Annotated in this window: 19 protein-coding genes; 16 read left to right on the top strand and 3 right to left on the bottom strand. The window is 67.6% G+C overall.

What is annotated here, in order from left to right; all coding sequences use genetic code 11:
- The first annotated feature begins 176 nt into the window (after positions 1 to 176).
- From ABZ345_RS30825 to ABZ345_RS30765, 13 genes are all read left to right on the top strand, one after another.
- On the top strand, positions 177 to 1,373 hold the full coding sequence (locus ABZ345_RS30825) for an acyl-CoA dehydrogenase family protein (RefSeq protein WP_359856293.1): 1,197 nt from the start codon (positions 177 to 179) through the stop codon (positions 1,371 to 1,373).
- Positions 1,374 to 1,453: 80 nt separating this feature from the next.
- Positions 1,454 to 2,275: a hypothetical protein gene (locus ABZ345_RS30820; RefSeq protein ID WP_359856290.1), complete on the top strand. Its 822-nt coding sequence runs from the start codon at positions 1,454 to 1,456 to the stop codon at positions 2,273 to 2,275.
- A gap of 36 nt (positions 2,276 to 2,311) precedes the next feature.
- Positions 2,312 to 2,914: a hypothetical protein gene (locus ABZ345_RS30815; protein WP_359856287.1), complete on the top strand. Its 603-nt coding sequence runs from the start codon at positions 2,312 to 2,314 to the stop codon at positions 2,912 to 2,914.
- A gap of 38 nt (positions 2,915 to 2,952) precedes the next feature.
- The gene (locus tag ABZ345_RS30810) at positions 2,953 to 3,810 is read left to right on the top strand and encodes a LamG-like jellyroll fold domain-containing protein (RefSeq protein WP_359856284.1); all 858 of its coding nucleotides are present in this window, start codon (positions 2,953 to 2,955) and stop codon (positions 3,808 to 3,810) included.
- Entirely contained in the window at positions 3,773 to 3,988 is a 216-nt protein-coding gene (locus ABZ345_RS30805; protein WP_359856281.1) for a hypothetical protein, read from the top strand. Before ABZ345_RS30810 ends, ABZ345_RS30805 begins: the two co-directional genes overlap by 38 nt.
- Positions 3,989 to 4,070: 82 nt before the next feature.
- On the top strand, positions 4,071 to 4,631 hold the full coding sequence (locus tag ABZ345_RS30800; RefSeq protein WP_359856278.1) for a general stress protein: 561 nt from the start codon (positions 4,071 to 4,073) through the stop codon (positions 4,629 to 4,631).
- Between the two features lie 167 nt (positions 4,632 to 4,798).
- Positions 4,799 to 6,052 (top strand): ABC transporter substrate-binding protein, encoded by a 1,254-nt coding sequence (locus tag ABZ345_RS30795; protein ID WP_359856276.1) that lies wholly within the window; start codon positions 4,799 to 4,801, stop codon positions 6,050 to 6,052.
- Positions 6,049 to 6,999 (top strand): sugar ABC transporter permease, encoded by a 951-nt coding sequence (locus tag ABZ345_RS30790; protein WP_359856273.1) that lies wholly within the window; start codon positions 6,049 to 6,051, stop codon positions 6,997 to 6,999. The genes ABZ345_RS30795 and ABZ345_RS30790 overlap by 4 nt, the downstream gene beginning before the upstream one ends.
- Positions 6,999 to 7,844 (top strand): carbohydrate ABC transporter permease, encoded by an 846-nt coding sequence (locus ABZ345_RS30785; RefSeq protein WP_359856270.1) that lies wholly within the window; start codon positions 6,999 to 7,001, stop codon positions 7,842 to 7,844. The genes ABZ345_RS30790 and ABZ345_RS30785 overlap by 1 nt, the downstream gene beginning before the upstream one ends.
- 8 nt (positions 7,845 to 7,852) lie before the next feature.
- Complete coding sequence (ugpC, locus tag ABZ345_RS30780; protein ID WP_359856267.1) at positions 7,853 to 9,037, top strand: sn-glycerol-3-phosphate ABC transporter ATP-binding protein UgpC; 1,185 nt, start codon at positions 7,853 to 7,855, stop codon at positions 9,035 to 9,037.
- Positions 9,038 to 9,310: 273 nt separating this feature from the next.
- A complete protein-coding gene (locus ABZ345_RS30775) occupies positions 9,311 to 10,198 on the top strand; it encodes an SDR family oxidoreductase (protein WP_359856265.1) in 888 nt (295 codons plus the stop codon).
- A 52-nt stretch (positions 10,199 to 10,250) separates the two neighbouring features.
- Positions 10,251 to 10,838 (top strand): type IV toxin-antitoxin system AbiEi family antitoxin domain-containing protein, encoded by a 588-nt coding sequence (locus tag ABZ345_RS30770; RefSeq protein ID WP_359856262.1) that lies wholly within the window; start codon positions 10,251 to 10,253, stop codon positions 10,836 to 10,838.
- Positions 10,835 to 11,737: a nucleotidyl transferase AbiEii/AbiGii toxin family protein gene (locus tag ABZ345_RS30765; RefSeq protein WP_359856259.1), complete on the top strand. Its 903-nt coding sequence runs from the start codon at positions 10,835 to 10,837 to the stop codon at positions 11,735 to 11,737. Before ABZ345_RS30770 ends, ABZ345_RS30765 begins: the two co-directional genes overlap by 4 nt.
- 4 nt (positions 11,738 to 11,741) lie before the next feature.
- Here the strand turns inward: ABZ345_RS30765 and ABZ345_RS30760 are convergent, their stop codons facing one another.
- Both ABZ345_RS30760 and ABZ345_RS30755 read right to left on the bottom strand, forming a co-directional pair.
- Positions 11,742 to 12,242, bottom strand: coding sequence for an SRPBCC family protein (locus tag ABZ345_RS30760; RefSeq protein ID WP_359856257.1), 501 nt, complete (start codon positions 12,240 to 12,242; stop codon positions 11,742 to 11,744).
- On the bottom strand, positions 12,239 to 12,541 hold the full coding sequence (locus ABZ345_RS30755; RefSeq protein WP_359856254.1) for a metalloregulator ArsR/SmtB family transcription factor: 303 nt from the start codon (positions 12,539 to 12,541) through the stop codon (positions 12,239 to 12,241). Before ABZ345_RS30755 ends, ABZ345_RS30760 begins: the two co-directional genes overlap by 4 nt.
- 58 nt (positions 12,542 to 12,599) lie before the next feature.
- Here ABZ345_RS30755 and ABZ345_RS30750 point away from each other — a divergent pair, with 58 nt between their 5' ends.
- Genes ABZ345_RS30750 through ABZ345_RS30740 form a run of 3 tightly spaced genes read left to right on the top strand, consistent with a single transcriptional unit; the run spans position 12,600 to position 14,959 of the window.
- A complete protein-coding gene (locus ABZ345_RS30750; RefSeq protein WP_359856252.1) occupies positions 12,600 to 13,625 on the top strand; it encodes an SMI1/KNR4 family protein in 1,026 nt (341 codons plus the stop codon).
- A gap of 54 nt (positions 13,626 to 13,679) precedes the next feature.
- Entirely contained in the window at positions 13,680 to 14,675 is a 996-nt protein-coding gene (locus tag ABZ345_RS30745; RefSeq protein ID WP_359856249.1) for a hypothetical protein, read from the top strand.
- The gene (locus ABZ345_RS30740) at positions 14,672 to 14,959 is read left to right on the top strand and encodes a hypothetical protein (protein WP_359856246.1); all 288 of its coding nucleotides are present in this window, start codon (positions 14,672 to 14,674) and stop codon (positions 14,957 to 14,959) included. The genes ABZ345_RS30745 and ABZ345_RS30740 overlap by 4 nt, the downstream gene beginning before the upstream one ends.
- On the opposite strand, the gene ABZ345_RS30735 is transcribed toward ABZ345_RS30740, so the two are convergent.
- Positions 14,940 to 15,422 carry a GNAT family N-acetyltransferase gene (locus ABZ345_RS30735; protein ID WP_359856243.1) on the bottom strand — a complete coding sequence of 161 codons (483 nt, stop codon included), beginning with the start codon at positions 15,420 to 15,422 and terminating at the stop codon, positions 14,940 to 14,942. The genes ABZ345_RS30740 and ABZ345_RS30735 overlap by 20 nt on opposite strands.
- Positions 15,423 to 15,433: the final 11 nt, after the last annotated feature.

The following is a 15,433-nucleotide window of genomic DNA, read 5'->3' as shown; positions in this document are numbered from 1 at the left end:
CGGGATCTTAAGGTCCATCACCGCAGTTCGTCGCGTGTGGGTGCGTGATTCCGCCAGTCGGGGATGCTGTCTCGGTACAGCGGGCGCTGCTGTGTTGCGGAGAGCACAACGCGGTCGCAAACGAGCGTTAACCGGTCCATACTCGCCGGTAACTCAAGCCTTGGAAGGGAAGTGCGATGGCGCGCCTCGCCCAGACCGCGGGTCTCACGGACATCCAGGAAGAAATCCTCGCGACCGTGCGCACGTTCGTGGACAAGGAGATCATTCCGCACGCCCAGACGCTGGAGCACGGCGACACGTACCCCGCCGACATCGTCGAGGGCATGAAGGAGATGGGCCTCTTCGGCCTGACGATCCCGGAGGAGTACGGCGGCCTCGGCGAGTCCCTGCTGACCTACGCGCTCGTCGTCGAGCAGATCGCGCGCGGCTGGATGAGCGTCTCCGGCGTCATCAACACGCACTTCATCGTGGCGCACATGCTCAAGCAGCACGGCACGCCCGAGCAGAAGCAGAAGTACCTGCCGCGCATGGCCACCGGCGAGGTGCGCGGCTCGTTCTCCATGTCCGAGCCCGAGCTGGGCTCCGACGTCGCGGCGATCCGCACGCGCGCTGCCCGTTCCGGTGACGGCTACGTCATCAACGGCCAGAAGATGTGGCTGACGAACGGTGGCACGTCGAACCTGACGGCCGTGCTGGTCAAGACCGACGAGGGCGCCGAGAAGCCGCACCAGAACCTCACGACGTTCCTGGTGGAGAAGCCCGAGGGCTACGGCGAGGTCCTGCCGGGCCTGAAGATCCCCGGCAAGATCGACAAGATGGGCTACAAGGGCGTCGACACCACGGAGATGGTGTTCGACGGCTTCGAGATCGCCGCTGACCAGGTGCTGGGTGGCGTCACGGGCCAGGGCTTCCGGCACATGATGGACGGCGTCGAGGTGGGCCGCGTGAATGTGGCCGCCCGCGCGTGCGGCATCGCGATCCGCGCCTTCGAGCTGGCGATCGAGTACTCGCAGCAGCGCAGGACGTTCGGCAAGGCCATCGCCGAGCACCAGGCCATCGCGTTCAAACTCGCCGAGATGGCCACCAAGGTCGAGGCGGCGCACCTGATGATGGTGAACGCCGCTCGTCTGAAGGACTCGGGCCAGCGCAACGACGTCGAGGCCGGCATGGCCAAGCTCATCGCGTCCGAATACTGCGCCGAGGTGACGCAGGAGTCGTTCCGCATCCACGGCGGCTACGGCTACTCCAAGGAGTACGAGATCGAGCGCCTGATGCGCGAGGCCCCGTTCCTGCTGATCGGCGAGGGCACGTCGGAGATCCAGAAGACGATCATCTCCCGCGGCCTGCTGCGCGACTACCAGTCCCGCGGCTAGACGTTCGTCCGTTAGGGGTCATTCTTTCACGAGAGTGGCCCCTAACGATTTTTGCTTGGGAGTCATAAGGTTCGCTCACTTTGAGCACAGATCTGACGCTTCCGAGACCTGTGTCGCCGCCGCACGTCGTCCGCCTGGAGCTGGACACGTTCACCGGCGTCGACCGTCCCGCGCTGGCCAAGTGGTTCGACGCCCTGTTCACCGACCTGCTCGCACCCCTCTGCCCGGCCTCGGTGGAGGAGCTCGTGGCGGTGGCGCGCGACTACCGGCCATCCGATACAACTCCTTGGGGCCCACCGGGTTACGCGCGCCTGCTGCTCTCTTCGGGTGAGTTCACCCGTTCTTCGTGGTCCGCCGCACTTTCGGACCTTCCTCCGTTCCTGCGCGTGCAGCTCGTCCAGCTCGACTCTCAGGGCCTGCCCCTGGTGGACGGCGGCTGGTGCGCCGAGCTGCTGGTGAAGGACGACCCCTCGTTTCCGCACCAGATAGTGGTTTCCGCCGCCCGCTCGCTGTTCGGCGGCTGGATTTCCCATGCCGTGCAACAGGACTGGCTTTCGACGTTCCGCTCGGGAGCGTCCCTGGTGCGCGCGGCCGGCGGCTGGATCACGCTCGACCGGGTAGGGGTGCGGACCGCGCACGAGGTCTCCGTCGGCGTGGGCATCGACGAATCCCTTTTCATGGCAGCGGAGTTGTCGCGCGGCCCGCACTGGGCAACGCTGCTCGGTCCGCGACAGGTGGCCACTTTGGGCGGAGTGCAGGAGGTTCTTGTCTCCGCGCCCTGCCACTCGGTGTCGGACCTCGGCGGCGGCCGTCTCTTGTTGCAGCTCACCGAGCACCTCGACGACGTGCCACCCGACGCGCTGCACAAACTCGCCGAGTTCCTCGCGCCGGTGCTGCACTGACCGGCGGGATCCGGCTTGCCCTGGCACCCTGTCCCGGTGAGCTCCTCACCGAAAGCCGACGTGCTCGTCGCCGTGGACACCGCCCTGCGGCCAACGGGCTTCGTGCGCCGCGGCCACGTCTGGCTTCAGGACCGCGGCGACGGCGTGTCCGGCTGGCTCGGCTTCGGTGTAGCGGGTTCCCTCGAGCTCACCCCTTTGGTCGGCGTCTGTTTCCAGCGCTACGACGAGGTGTGCCGCACTCTCGGCATCACGCTCACCACCCCGCTCGTCTCGGCGCCCCTCGGCTACCTGATGGGCGAGAAGCCCGTCTGGCGCTGGACGTTCACGCCGGGCGGCGACCACACGGCCGTCGCTTCGTCGCTGGTGGACGCCGTTCGCAAGCACGGCCTGCCGTACATCGACCGGTACGCCAAGTGGGACACGCTCGCACGTGAGCTCATCGCCAAGCCGGAGACGCTGCTGGACTTCGAACGGGCGCGCAAGCTCTCGATCATTCATGTGCTCAACGGCAACGCGGGTGCGGCCGGTGAGGTGCTGAAGAAGGAGCGCGAGCGGGTGGCCGACAAGACGGACGTCTACGCGCGGTCGTACCGAGCCTTCGCGCACCGGTTTTCCCTTGCGTTTCCTGCCATGGGATGAATTAGAGTCACGCCCCTGACCGTTCCTGGGGGAATCTGATGCGTGCACTTCTGGCGATGTCCGCTGCCGTCATGTCGCTGTGCCTGACGGCGGGCGCCGTTCAGGCCGACGCACCGCTGGCGAGCGACTGGCGGTTCGACGAGGCGTCCGGCACCACCACCGTCGACGCGGTGACGGGTGCGAGCGGCGCGTTGTCGGGCAACGTCGCGTTTGGACCGGGCAAGGCCGGCAGCGGGCTCGTCTTCAACGGTGGCACGGTGTCCGCGCCTCTCGCGATCGATGCCGCGCGCAGCTTCACCGTGTCCGCGTGGGTCAACCTGCCCGCGAAGTGCGCCACGCGGACGTGCAAGTTCACCGCCGTGAGCGGGGACGGTGTGCGCAGCAGCCGCTTCTCGCTCGGCTACGCGAGGAGCCGGGACCTGCTCGGCAACTGGTTCTTCGAGATGGCGGAGTCCGACACCGACCAGGCGCCCATCACCTCCACGGCCGTGTCCGCGGAACTGTCGGAGGCGGGCGAGTGGACGCATCTGGTGGGCACCTACGACGCGGAGACCCATCAGACGGTGCTCTACGCCCACGGCAACCGCGTCGGCGCGGGCAGGGTCAACGCTCAGTGGAGCGGCGCCGGCACCTTCACCGTCGGTGCCGGGGCACAAGGCGGGTGCGGCGACGGCGTTCTTCCCCGGCTCGGTCGACGAGGTCCGGTTCTACGACAGGGCACTCGACATGGACGAGGTGTTCGCGCTCTACCTCAGCGAGAGGTGACGGGTGACCGGCAGGATCGAGTGGTCGGCCTCCGACGAAGCCGGAGGCCCGATCGACCAACTGCTCACCGCGGTCCGGGAACGCTTCCCCGACGTGTCGGTGGAGAGGTGGACCGGCAAGTACCCGGCTGACGACGACAACGTCTGGTTCGTCACCCGCTCCGCCGAGGTGGCCGAGGTCCAGATCGACACCGCGGACCGGGGGCACCTGCCGTTCCGCGTCGAGACGGAGGACGACGTCGTCGCGGAGCTGATCGAGCTGCCGGAAGCGATCGCGCACGTCCTGCAGTTGCTCGAAGAGCCGAGCTAGGGCGGCGATCCGACGGCTTGAGATGCCGATCCCGGCAAAACACCCGTAGGCGTCTCAGCACGCCGCACCGGGCACTGGCAGGATGGAACGATCAGCGCGTCCGACAGAGGTGGTCCCTGTGACGAGTCCGTTCGCCAACCCGAACCGGCCCGGCGTCCCGCCCCGCCTGCCCACCCCGCCGACGGGGTGGCCGATCGGCTCGTACGCCACGTACGAGGAGGCTCAGCGGGCGGTCGACTTCCTCGCCGTCGAGGACTTCCCGGTGCAGGACGTCATGATCGTGGGCGTGGACCTGATGCTGGTGGAGCGCATCACCGGCAGGCTCACCTGGAGCCGGGTGCTCATGACCGGTGCGGCCAGCGGCGCGTGGTTCGGTCTGTTCGTCGGGCTGCTGCTCACGCTCTTCAGCCCGGAACCCGGCGTGACCGTGGGGCCGGTGCTGACCGGTTTGATCACCGGTGTGTTCTTCGGGCTGGTGTTCGCGGCGGTCGGGTACGGGTCGGCGCGCGGCAAGCGGGACTTCCAGAGCGCCAGTCAGCTCGTCGCGGGCAGGTACGACGTGCTCTGCCACCCGAAATCGGCGGAGCAGGGCCGTGACCTGCTGGCGAAGCTCGCGATGAGGCCCGTCAACCCCGGCAATTGAGACGCGAAGACGTCCATTGGTTCTGAATCGTTGCTTCCCTTGGTTGCGGCTCCTGATCACCGGGCCTAGGTTCGGTTGACCGGTCCGCCCGGTGCGGCCGGTGGCACGACGAGGTGCCGGGCGCTGCGGTCTGGCTCCTCCGTGTAGTCGGGAAGGAGGCAGGGCCGATGGGTGCGACACGGCGCTATCGACTCGCTGCCGGATTGGGAACCGCGTTGCTCGCGGCGTCCACGATCACGGCGTGCGGATCGGGCGACCAAGGCATCACCGTCAACGTCTACAAGTACCCCCAGGAGAACTTCCAGGCCATCGTCGACGGCTGCAACACGAAGGCCGGCGGGCGCTATCACATCGTCTACAACAAGCTGCCGCGTGAAGCGGACGGTCAGCGCGAGCAGATGGTGCGCAGACTTGCGGCGGAAGACGACAGCATGGACGTGCTCGGGCTCGACGTCACGTGGACGGCCGAGCTCGCGGAGGCCGGGTGGCTCAAGGAGTTCACCGGGTCCGTCAAGTCCCAGGTGGAGAGCGGCACGCTGAAGACGCCGCTGGAGACCGCGACTTACGAAAACAAGCTTTACGCGGCGCCGGACAACACGAACGTCCAGCTGCTGTGGTATCGCTCTGATCTCGTGCCGACGCCGCCGAAGACGTGGGACGAGATGATCTCCATGGCCGAGGCGTTGGTGGCGGACGGGAAGCCTGGCCGGATCGTGGGACAGGGCAAGCAGTACGAGGGGCTCGTCGTGCTGTACAACACCCTCGTCAACTCCAACGGCGGCACCATCATCGACGAGACCGGTACCAAGGCCGTCGTCGACGACAAGGCCGTGCAAGCGTTGGCGGCGTTGAAGAAGCTCGCCACGTCGAAGGCGATCGACCCGTCGTTCTCCAACGCGGCCGAGGACAACGCGCGCCTCGCCATGGAGAACGGCGAAGCGGCGTTCCAGCTCAACTGGCCGTACGTCTACGCGGCGGCGCAGAAGAAGCCGGACTTCGCGAAGAACTTCAAGTGGGCGCCGTACCCCACGGTCGGCGGTGACTCGGCCAAGGTCACCGTCGGCGGGATCAACTACGCCGTCAGCAACTACACCACGCACCCGAACGAGTCGTTCGACGCGGTGTTGTGCTTGCGCGGTGCGGAAAGCCAGAAGCTCGCCGCGCTCAAGGACGGTGTGCCGCCGACCATCGAGGCCGTCTACGACGAGCCCGAGATGGCCGAGGCGTACCCGATGCGCGACGACATCAAGGAGACGCTGAAGAACGCGAGTGTGCGGCCGCGCACGCCCGCGTACCAGAACGCGTCGACCGTCATCTCCACGATCCTGTCGCCGCCCGCGAGCATCGACCCGCAGGCGACGGCGGACAGGCTGCGCAAGGAACTGCAGGACGCACTCGACTCCAAGGGGGTGCTGCCGTGAGTCACGCGATCACGGAGAAGACCGAGGCCGCGCCGGAACCCGTTGCCCCCAGGAAGAAAGCCGCGCTGAGCGAGGGCAAGAAGGCGGAGCGCAGGCTCGGCTGGCTGCTCTGCGCGCCCGCCGCGATCACCATGATCGCGGTGACGGGCTGGCCGATCCTCTACTCGCTGTTGTTGTCGATGCAGCGGTTCGACCTGAAGTTCCCGAGCCGCACCGAGTGGATCTGGTTCGACAACTACGTCACCGTCCTCAGCAGCCCGTACTGGTGGAACGCGGTGTGGGTGACGGTGTTGCTCACCGTCGTCACGGTCGCCGTCGAGCTGGTGCTGGGCATGGCGCTGGCGTTGATCATGCACCGCGCGCTGGTCGGGCGGGGCATCGTCCGCACGACGACGCTGATCCCGTACGGCATCGTCACGGTCGTGGCCGCGTTCTCCTGGCGCTTCGCCTGGACACCCGGCACGGGCTACCTCTCCGAGGCGCTCGGCGGCGAACCCGTGCTCACCGAGAAGATCCCGGCGCTGATGGTCGTGGCTCTCGCGGAGATCTGGAAGACCACGCCGTTCATGGCCCTGCTGCTGATGGCGGGTCTGGCGCTGGTGCCGGACGACCTGCTCAAGGCCGCGGCGATGGACGGCGCGAGCGGGTGGCAGCGGTTCATCAAGATCACCGTGCCGATCATGAAGCCGGCGATCCTGGTGGCACTGCTGTTCCGCACGCTCGACGCGTTCCGCATCTTCGACAACCTCTTCGTGCTCACCGCGGGCTCGCAGGGCACGTCGTCGGTGTCGATGCTGACCTACAACAACCTCATCAAGGGCTTGAACCTCGGTATCGGATCCACGATGTCCGTGCTGATCTTCATCATGGTCGCGATCATCGCGTTCGTGTTCATCAAGCTCTTCGGCACCGCTGCCCCTGGCAGTGACGACGGAGGGAAGCGCTGATGGCGGGCATCGGAGGAGCGGACACCCCGGCCAAGAAGTGGGGCTGGGGCGTGCTCAACGCGGTCGTCGTGATCTACGCGCTGTTCCCGGTGCTGTGGATCCTGTCGCTGTCGTTCAAGTCGTCGAAGACCTTGGCGGACGGCAACTTCATCCCGCGCGAGTGGAGCCTGGAGAACTACGAGAACATCTTCTCCACGTCCGAGTTCACGCGGGCGCTGATCAACTCCATCGGCATCGCGATCATCGCGACCGCGATCGCCGTGGTGTTCGGCACGATGGCCGCCTACGCCATCGCCAGGCTGGACTTCCCCGGCAAGAACCTGCTGGTCGGCGTCTCGCTGCTGATCGCGATGTTCCCGCAGGTCTCGCTGGTGTCCCCGTTGTTCGAGATCGAGCGCTCGATGGGGCTCTTCGACACGTGGCCCGGCCTGATCCTGCCGTACATCACGTTCGCGCTGCCGCTCGCGATCTACACCCTGTCGGCGTTCTTCCGCGAGATCCCCTGGGAGCTCGAGAAGGCGGCGAAGATGGACGGTGCGACGCCGGGGCAGGCGTTCCGTCGCGTCATCGCGCCACTGGCCGCGCCGGGTGTGTTCACGACGGCGATCCTGGTGTTCATCTTCTGCTGGAACGACTTCCTGTTCGCGATCTCGCTCACCTCGACCGAGTCGTCGCGGACCGTGCCGGTGGCGCTGTCGTTCTTCACCGGCAGCTCGCAGTTCGAGGACCCGGCCGGGTCGATCGCGGCGGCCGCCGTCGTGATCACCATCCCGATCATCCTCTTCGTGTTGTTCTTCCAGCGCCGGATCGTCGCCGGCCTGACCTCCGGCGCCGTCAAGGGGTGAGTTGACCAATGGCAGAGATCGTTCTGGACAAGGTGACCAAGCGGTATCCCGACGGCGCACTGGCCGTGCAGGAGGTCAACCTCGAAATCGCCGACGGCGAGTTCATCATCCTGGTCGGGCCGTCCGGCTGCGGGAAGTCCACCACCCTCAACATGATCGCGGGCCTGGAGGACATCACCGAGGGCGAGCTGCGCATCGGCGGGCAGCGCGTCAACGAACGGGCGCCGAAGGACCGCGACATCGCGATGGTGTTCCAGTCCTACGCGCTCTACCCGCACATGACGGTGAAGGAGAACATGGCCTTCCCGTTGCGGCTGGCCAAGGTCGACAACGCGACGGTCGAGCGCAAGGTGCGCGAGGCCGCCGAGATCTTGGACCTGACGCAGCATCTTGAGCGCAAGCCGTCCAACCTGTCCGGTGGCCAGCGGCAGCGCGTGGCGATGGGCCGCGCGATCGTGCGCAGCCCCAAGGCGTTCCTGATGGACGAACCGTTGTCCAACCTGGACGCCAAGCTGCGCGTGCAGATGCGCACCTCGGTGTCGCGCCTGCAGAAGCAGCTCGGCACGACGACGGTGTACGTGACGCACGACCAGACCGAGGCGATGACCCTCGGCGACCGGGTCGTGGTCATGCGCGGCGGTGTCGTGCAGCAGATCGGCGCACCGCAGTTCCTCTACGAGAACCCGGCCAACCTCTTCGTCGCGGGCTTCATCGGCTCGCCGTCGATGAACTTCGTGCCGGCGTCGCTGGAGAACGGCGCGCTGCGGTCGGTCCTCGGCGACGTGACGTTGACGGACCGGGTGCGGCAGCTGGTGGAGGGTGCCGACGCGCCCCGCGAGGTGATCATGGGCATCCGCCCCGAGCACTTCGAGGACGCGGCCCTGGTCGACGCGGCGGCGCTGGCGTCGGGCGGCAAGTTCACCTCGCAGGTGGACGTGCTGGAGTCGATGGGCTCGGACAAGTACGCCTACTTCAACCTCACGGGAGAGCAGGCGGCGTCGGCCGAGCTGCAGGAACTGGCGGCGGACGCGGGATCGGACGACGTGCCGGGTGACGGCATCTCGCTCGTGACGCGGCTGTCGTCGGCGTCCGGCGCGGTGGAGGGAGCCTCGGCGGACATCTGGTTCGACGCGGACAAGGTTCAGCTCTTCGACCCGTCCACCGGCAGGAACCTGACTTACACGGAACGGTGAATTCTCGTTTTACCCGGCCGCCTTCCCCGCACGGGAAGGCGGCCTCTTTTGTCACTCGTTCGGATTAGGGCTAAAGGCCTGGTTTCGGAGGGGCCGATTAGTCCGGGTCATCTGCCGGGCCGAAGTCGGTTCGCCATTGGGCGCTCGGCAGCGACGTCTCATCGAAACATGTACTGCGCCGCTTCGGTTGGTCCGCACGCTTGTCGAAGGCGGGTACAGGACCATCAGGGGGGTTCCGGGGAACCGCCGCCGAGTGATGAGAGAGAGCGTGCAATGGGGATCCTGGACGGTAAAGCGGTCGTCATCACGGGGGCGGGTCGCGGCCTGGGCGAGGCCTACGCGATGCACGCTGCCCTCGCGGGTGCATCGGTGGTGGTCAACGACAACGACGGTGACCTGGCAGAACGGGTCGCGGAGCACATCAGGGGCTACGGAGGCCGCGCCGTGGCCTCGAGCCACACCGTCGCCGACCCGAGCGAGGCGGCCAAGATCGTCGACCTGTGCGTCGACGAATTCGGCCGCATCGACGGCCTCGTGAACAACGCGGGCCTGAACTACGAGACCGCGCCGTGGGAAGACGACCCCGAGACGATCAAGCACGTCGTCGAGGTGAACGTCCTCGGCGTCATCTACGTCGGAATCGCGGCGATGCGGGCGATGCGCGGCTTTGGTGGTGGCTCCATCATCAACATTTCGTCCGGTGCCTCCTTCGGTCAGCGCAAACTCGCCACCTATTCGGCGACCAAGGGCGCGGTGGCCTCGCTGAGCTACTCCTGGGCGCTCGACCTGGAGTCGGAAGGCATCCGCGTGAACGCCGTGTGCCCGGTCGCGCACACGCGGATGGTGTGGAAGTCGGAACGTTCACTGCGCGCCATTCCGGCCGACCGGACGCCGGGCAAGGTGGCGCCGCTCGTGCTGTTCCTGCTCTCGGACCGCTCCGAGGGCATCACCGGCCAGGTCATCCGGTGCAACGGCCGCCAGCTGCACATCGTGGGGCAGCCGTACTTCAAGCAGCCGATCCTGGAGAGCGACAACTGGGACACCGCTTCGGTGGAGCGGGCGTTCACGGGCGTGCTGCAGGCCCACCTCGAACCGTACGGGTTGGAGAAGAGGATGCCTCCCCGGCTCCGTGCGCTGGTGGAGCCTCCGCAGACCGCCTGATTGGTGGATAGAAGTGTTGCCAGATCAGCTCAACCTGGCAACACTTCTATCCATGGGAGCTTTGCAGGCGTTGCCGAACACGTTCACCACGAGCCAGGCGAACAGGGCCGGCCTGCACTTTCGCGACCTGTACCGCCTTCGTGACGAGGGCGATCTGATCGAGCTCTCCAGGGGTGTCTTCCGCAAAGCGGACGCGCCGGCTCCGACGTGGCCCGATCTGCTCGCGGTGTCGGTGCGGGCGCCGCTCGCGGTCGTGTGCTGCGTGTCGGCCGCTGAGGTTCACGATCTCACCGACGAGATCCCACGGGAGATCCAGATCGCGGTTCCGCGTGGCCAGCGGCCGCCTCGTATCGACTACCCGCCGACCGAGGTCTTTCGTTTCAGTTCCACCACCTTCGACCTAGGGCTCACCGCGGTGGAGGCGGCGCCGGGCGAGAACGTGCGCATCTACGACGCCGAAAGGACAGTTGTTGACCTCATGAGGATGCGAGGCAGGCTCGGTGAGCCGCTGGCTCTCTCCGCGTTGCGCCGGTATCTGCTGCGGCGTGGCGCACGACCTGCTCAGGTGGTCGCGTTCGCTCGGGAGCTCGGTGTTCTCGGGCCGGTACGTGCCGCGGTGGATGCGGTGATCGCTGAGTGAGCCGGCCGACCAGAACCACGCCCGGTGGTCGTGCCTATCTCGACCTCCAGAACCGGGCGCGCCGTGAGCGACGCCCGACCCAGGAACTGCAGACGCTGTACGTGTTGGAGCGGTGGCTCGCTCGCCTGGCCGCCTCCCGACACACGGGTGACTTTGTGTTGAAGGGAGGCGTGCTTCTCGCGGTGTTCGACGCACGCCGGCCGACCGCCGACGCGGACCTGCTCGCCCGGAACCTCGCCAATGACGAGGAGACCGTTGTCGCGCGGATCGTGGAGGTGGCCGGCGTCGAACTGGAACCCGACGACGGCGTGGAGTTCCTGGTCGACACGGTCACCTCGCAGTCGATCCGCGACGACGACTTCTACACGGGTGTGCGGATCAGCATGAGCTGCCGCATCTCCACCGCGAGCGTGAAACTCAAGCTGGACATCAACTTCGGCGACCCGGTGATCCCCGCGCCCCAGCTGCTCGATCTGCCGTCGCAGCGGCCCGGGGTTGCTCCGGTGCCCGTGCTCGGGTATCCGATCGAGACGGTTCTGGCGGAGAAGACCAGCACGGCCATCGCGCTCCGGGATGCGAACACGAGGGTTCGCGACTACGCGGATCTCTACACGCTGACCGGAAAACACGCGGTGTCGTACGTGTCCGCCCGGTCGGCTCTGGATGCGACGACTCGCCATCGCGGCGTCGACGTGCAGCCGCTGTCCGCGGTGATCGGTGATCTCGGGAAGTTGCGTCAGCAGGCCTATTCAGCGTTCAAGAAGCGTCTCGGACCGGATGCGGACCACCTGCCCGACAGTTTCGCGGACGTCGTTGCGGCCGTGATCGAGTTCGTGGATCCGCTGGCCGGCGGAGACCTCCTGGAAGAGTGGGATCCGGACGCTCGCAAGTGGAGGTGAGCGTTCACTTCCAGGCCGGGTAGGCCGGTGCCACCTCGGCATAGCGCTCGCTCCAGCCGGGCAGTTCTTCGCCGTTCAGGTGCGCCCGCAACCGGTCGAGGAACGCGTGCGTGCCGGGGACGAAGCCGAGTGCGTTGCGTTCGGACAGTCCACGATGGGTGAACTGGAGCAGGGTCTCGTCGCCTTCCGCTGTGAGCTCGTAGCGGACCACGCTGTCCTCCACGATTCGTTGCTGCCACTCGTGTTCGAGGACGGCGCGACCGTCCTCCGGTGGCTGCCAGGTGAGAATGCGGCCCGTCACGCGCTTGGCCTCCGGCGGAGCGGGCGGGTCGTCGGGCTCGATGACGATCTCGCCGTTCGCGATCTGCGTTGCGCCGAACCACTGTGCGCGCTCCGCGGGGTCGGTGATCGCGGCCCAGACGCGGTCGATCGGGAACGGCAGCTTGCGCTGGAAGGTGAGGACGGCGTGGTCGCCGTCGAGCGTCACGGTGCCGAGGTCGTTCATCGGTTCTCCAGGTGCTGTTGCAGGGCGGCGAGGTGGTCGCGCCAGAAGCGGCGGTACGGGGTGATCCAGTCGTCTATGCGTTGCAGGCCATCGGGTTTCAGCGCGTAGATGCGGCGCTGGCCGTCCGGGCGGACCTCGACCAGGCCCACCTCGCGCAGGACGCGGAGGTGGCGGGACACGGCGGGCTGGGTCAGGGCAGGCAGGCTGTCGACCAGTTCGCCCGCGGTGCGGTCGCGTTCGGCCAGCAGGCCCAGCAGGTGGCGGCGGTTGGGTTCGGCGACGGCTTCGAAGACGTCCACGGCGTTGAACATAACTGAGGGCGTATATAAGCGCAAGCGTATGTGAAACGATGTGCTGATGGAGTTCGCTGGGAAGCCTGTGCCGGTCGACTGGGATTCGGTGGAGAAGTGGCTCGGGGTGTCGTTGCCGGCTGATTACAAGGCCATCGCGTCGGAGCACGGGCCTCTGGACATCGGTGAGTTCGTCTGGCTGCACGTGCCGTGCGTGCAAGCTGGAAGCTTCGACTGGGGCGCGTGGGTCAAGCAGACGCGGTCCGTCGCCGACGCGCCGCGGCACCTGGTGCCGTGGGGTGCGACTCGGGGTGGCGGCTACCTGTTCTGGGACACCTCCAAGGCAGGGTCGCCGGTGGTGTGCTTCGACCACGACACGGGCTGGCACGACTACGGGATGACGTTGTCGGAGCTGCTGGAAACGGTGGTGGTCAAGGCGTTGCCCGCGTTGGGGGTGCTGCCCGCGACGGCGGTGCGCACGGCATTCCTCCCGCTGGCCCGGCCGTGGACGCCGCCGCCGGCCGTCGACGTCTCGGCCGCTCGCAAGCGCGCACTCGTTGAGGGGACTGGGCTTTCGGCGTTGCGCGGTCTCGTTGTGCCGCCTGCGAAGCCGAATCTCGGTGGACTCTCGTGGGAGTGGTTGTACGGCGAGTTGGGCACGCGTCTGCCGTCGGACTACGTGGCGTTGATGGAGTGCTACGGCGGTGGGGAGTTCGCGGGATGGTTGCGGTTGTGGACGCCGTTGGACCCGCACGGGATGGTGGACTCCTCGGAGGGCGCGCTCGACGCGAACCGGCAGCTGCGGGCGGAGTTTCCCGAGTTCCACCCGGTGCCGCTGTGGCCGGAGCCCGGCGGGTTCCTGCCGTTCGGTGACTCGAACGACGGCGACCAGTTCGGGTGGCTCACGTCGGGTGAGCCCGACGAGTGGCCGTTGATCTTCGCGCCGCGGCACGCCGATCAGGGGCCGGCGTTGGCCGGAAAGCTGGCGGACACGGTGCTGGAGTGGCTGCGGGGGCGGTTGGTGACGCCTGGGCTGTGCCGGTTCGGGAAGCACGACGATCCGCTGGAGTACGCGAAGTTCAGGTCGTTTTAGCACGTCACACGGATGGCTGCGGAAATTGTCAGACCCTGCTGTCACCATCGGGACATGGCTGAGCGCAAACCCAGAGTCACCGACTGGCGACTCGTCGTGCAGTCCCGGTTGGACCGGGTCCGCGCGGATCTGGCCGCGCTCGGCCCGTCCGATCCGGTCGATCCCGAGGGTGACGTGTGGCGGCGCACGGCCGTGGAGCAGGCGGCGGTGGTGGACGCGATGCTCAGCGACCGGGAGCCGTGGTGGAGCAGGGTGCCGTCGTGGTGGTCGGGCTGGTACATCGAACGCGCCTGGCGCGCCCTGCACGAGGCCGAGGTGGCGACGATCTCGGCCGAGCGCGGGTTCATGGGGCGGCTGCCGGGTTTGCAGGCGAGAGTGGCGCAGTACCTGGACGAGGACGATCCGCGGCGCCGGGCCCTGGAAGCGTTGCGGCCGGGGGAGTTCACGCCCGCGGTCGAGCGCGCGATCGTCGTGGACGCGCTGCGGGCCGCCTACGACAACTCGGACTTCGCCCACGCCGGCTCGCGGGCGTTGCGCAACAAGCTGATCGCGGCGTCGCTGGTGCTGTTCGTCATCAACACGGTGCTGGGTGTCGTCGGCATCGTGAAGCCGGGGATCATCCCCCTTTGCGTCGACCCCAAGGAGAACGCGCTGCCGACGGTCTGCCCCGGCGGCACCGCGAAGGCGACCGGCGTGGACGTGTGGCTGGTGCAGGTGCTCGGCTCGTTCGGCGCCGTGCTGGCCGCGGTGGTGCTGCTCTTACGCCGCCGGCCATCGCTCTCGCCGTACGTGATGATCGGCTACCAGGCGCTGATCAAGATCATGCTCGGCGCGGCCCTCGCGGTGGTCGGGATTCTCGCGCTGGGAGCCGGGGTCACGAGCGGGTTGATCGGGATACCTTCGGCTGCCGCGCTGCTGCTGTGGGCGGTCATCTTCGGCTACGCGCAACAGATCGGCACCCGGTTGCTCGACAAGTACACCGACGAGGTGCTGGACCAGGCGCGGCCGCTACCGGACGCCCCGGACGCCCCGCGGGTGGTACCGCGATGAGCGTGTCCGAGCGGGTCGCGGCGCGTGTCGGCCGCGACTTCGGTGCCGCGGCGCCCGAGGCTCTCGGCGCGCTCGCTTTGGCCGAGACCGGCGGCCAGGAGGTGGAGCGCGTTCACGCGGCCCTCGTGCTGATGGCGGAGGGCAGCGTCGAGAGGTTGTGGCAGGCCGTCGAGCTGAGTGCGGTGGACTGGCGTGACGTGCTGATGAACGGCGGCCTGGCCAACTACGACTGGCCAGAGGTGCTCGAACGCGAGTTCGGACCGGTCAGCGGCGCTCGTAGCTGAGCAGCTCGTCGGTGCCGCCGGACTGGGTGAAGCCCGCCTTCTCCAGCACGCGCGCGGAGGCCGGGTTAGCGGGCTCGACGTTGGCGTGCACGGTGTCGACGTCGTCCAGCGACAGCGCGAACGAGGTCAGCGCCGCGGTGGCCTCGGAGGCGTAGCCGCGGCCCTGGCGTGACGGCACCACGCCGTAGCCGATCTCGACACGACCATCGGAAGGAGGCCAGAACAGGCCCAGAGACCCCACAACTTCAGCCGTGTCGCGCTCGATGATCAGGCGATGCCCGAACGGCGAGAGCCACGCCGGGTTGTCCGCGATGACGCCGGCGATCACGGTGTCGCCCTCGGAGGGGAAGTCGGCGGCCCACGAAGGCCGGCGCTCGCCCTCCACCACGGCCTTGACGTCGAGGCCGTCCCAGGGACGCAGAATCAGGCGGGCTGTCACGAGGTCTTGAGCAAGATCGGTCACCGGCGCACGCT

Origin of the sequence: Lentzea sp. NPDC005914 (assembly GCF_040629405.1) — a bacterium.
Classification (GTDB): Bacteria; Actinomycetota; Actinomycetes; order Mycobacteriales; family Pseudonocardiaceae; genus Lentzea.
Note: the sequence above shows the minus strand (reverse complement) of the source record. Positions and strands in the feature narration are given on the sequence as shown.

Bases quoted from the DNA above. Each gene is read 5' to 3' on its own strand.
- ABZ345_RS30745 (WP_359856249.1), top strand. From the start codon at position 13,680: ATGGCTGAGCGCAAACCCAGAGTCACCGACTGGCGACTCGTCGTGCAG.
- ABZ345_RS30785 (WP_359856270.1), top strand. From the start codon at position 6,999: ATGGCGGGCATCGGAGGAGCGGACACCCCGGCCAAGAAGTGGGGCTGG.
- ugpC (WP_359856267.1), top strand. From the start codon at position 7,853: ATGGCAGAGATCGTTCTGGACAAGGTGACCAAGCGGTATCCCGACGGC.
- ABZ345_RS30800 (WP_359856278.1), top strand. From the start codon at position 4,071: ATGGAACGATCAGCGCGTCCGACAGAGGTGGTCCCTGTGACGAGTCCG.
- ABZ345_RS30825 (WP_359856293.1), top strand. From the start codon at position 177: ATGGCGCGCCTCGCCCAGACCGCGGGTCTCACGGACATCCAGGAAGAA.
- ABZ345_RS30775 (WP_359856265.1), top strand. From the start codon at position 9,311: ATGGGGATCCTGGACGGTAAAGCGGTCGTCATCACGGGGGCGGGTCGC.
- ABZ345_RS30770 (WP_359856262.1), top strand. From the start codon at position 10,251: ATGGGAGCTTTGCAGGCGTTGCCGAACACGTTCACCACGAGCCAGGCG.
- ABZ345_RS30810 (WP_359856284.1), top strand. From the start codon at position 2,953: ATGCGTGCACTTCTGGCGATGTCCGCTGCCGTCATGTCGCTGTGCCTG.
- ABZ345_RS30750 (WP_359856252.1), top strand. From the start codon at position 12,600: ATGGAGTTCGCTGGGAAGCCTGTGCCGGTCGACTGGGATTCGGTGGAG.
- ABZ345_RS30740 (WP_359856246.1), top strand. From the start codon at position 14,672: ATGAGCGTGTCCGAGCGGGTCGCGGCGCGTGTCGGCCGCGACTTCGGT.
- ABZ345_RS30760 (WP_359856257.1), bottom strand. From the start codon at position 12,242: ATGAACGACCTCGGCACCGTGACGCTCGACGGCGACCACGCCGTCCTC.
- ABZ345_RS30795 (WP_359856276.1), top strand. From the start codon at position 4,799: ATGGGTGCGACACGGCGCTATCGACTCGCTGCCGGATTGGGAACCGCG.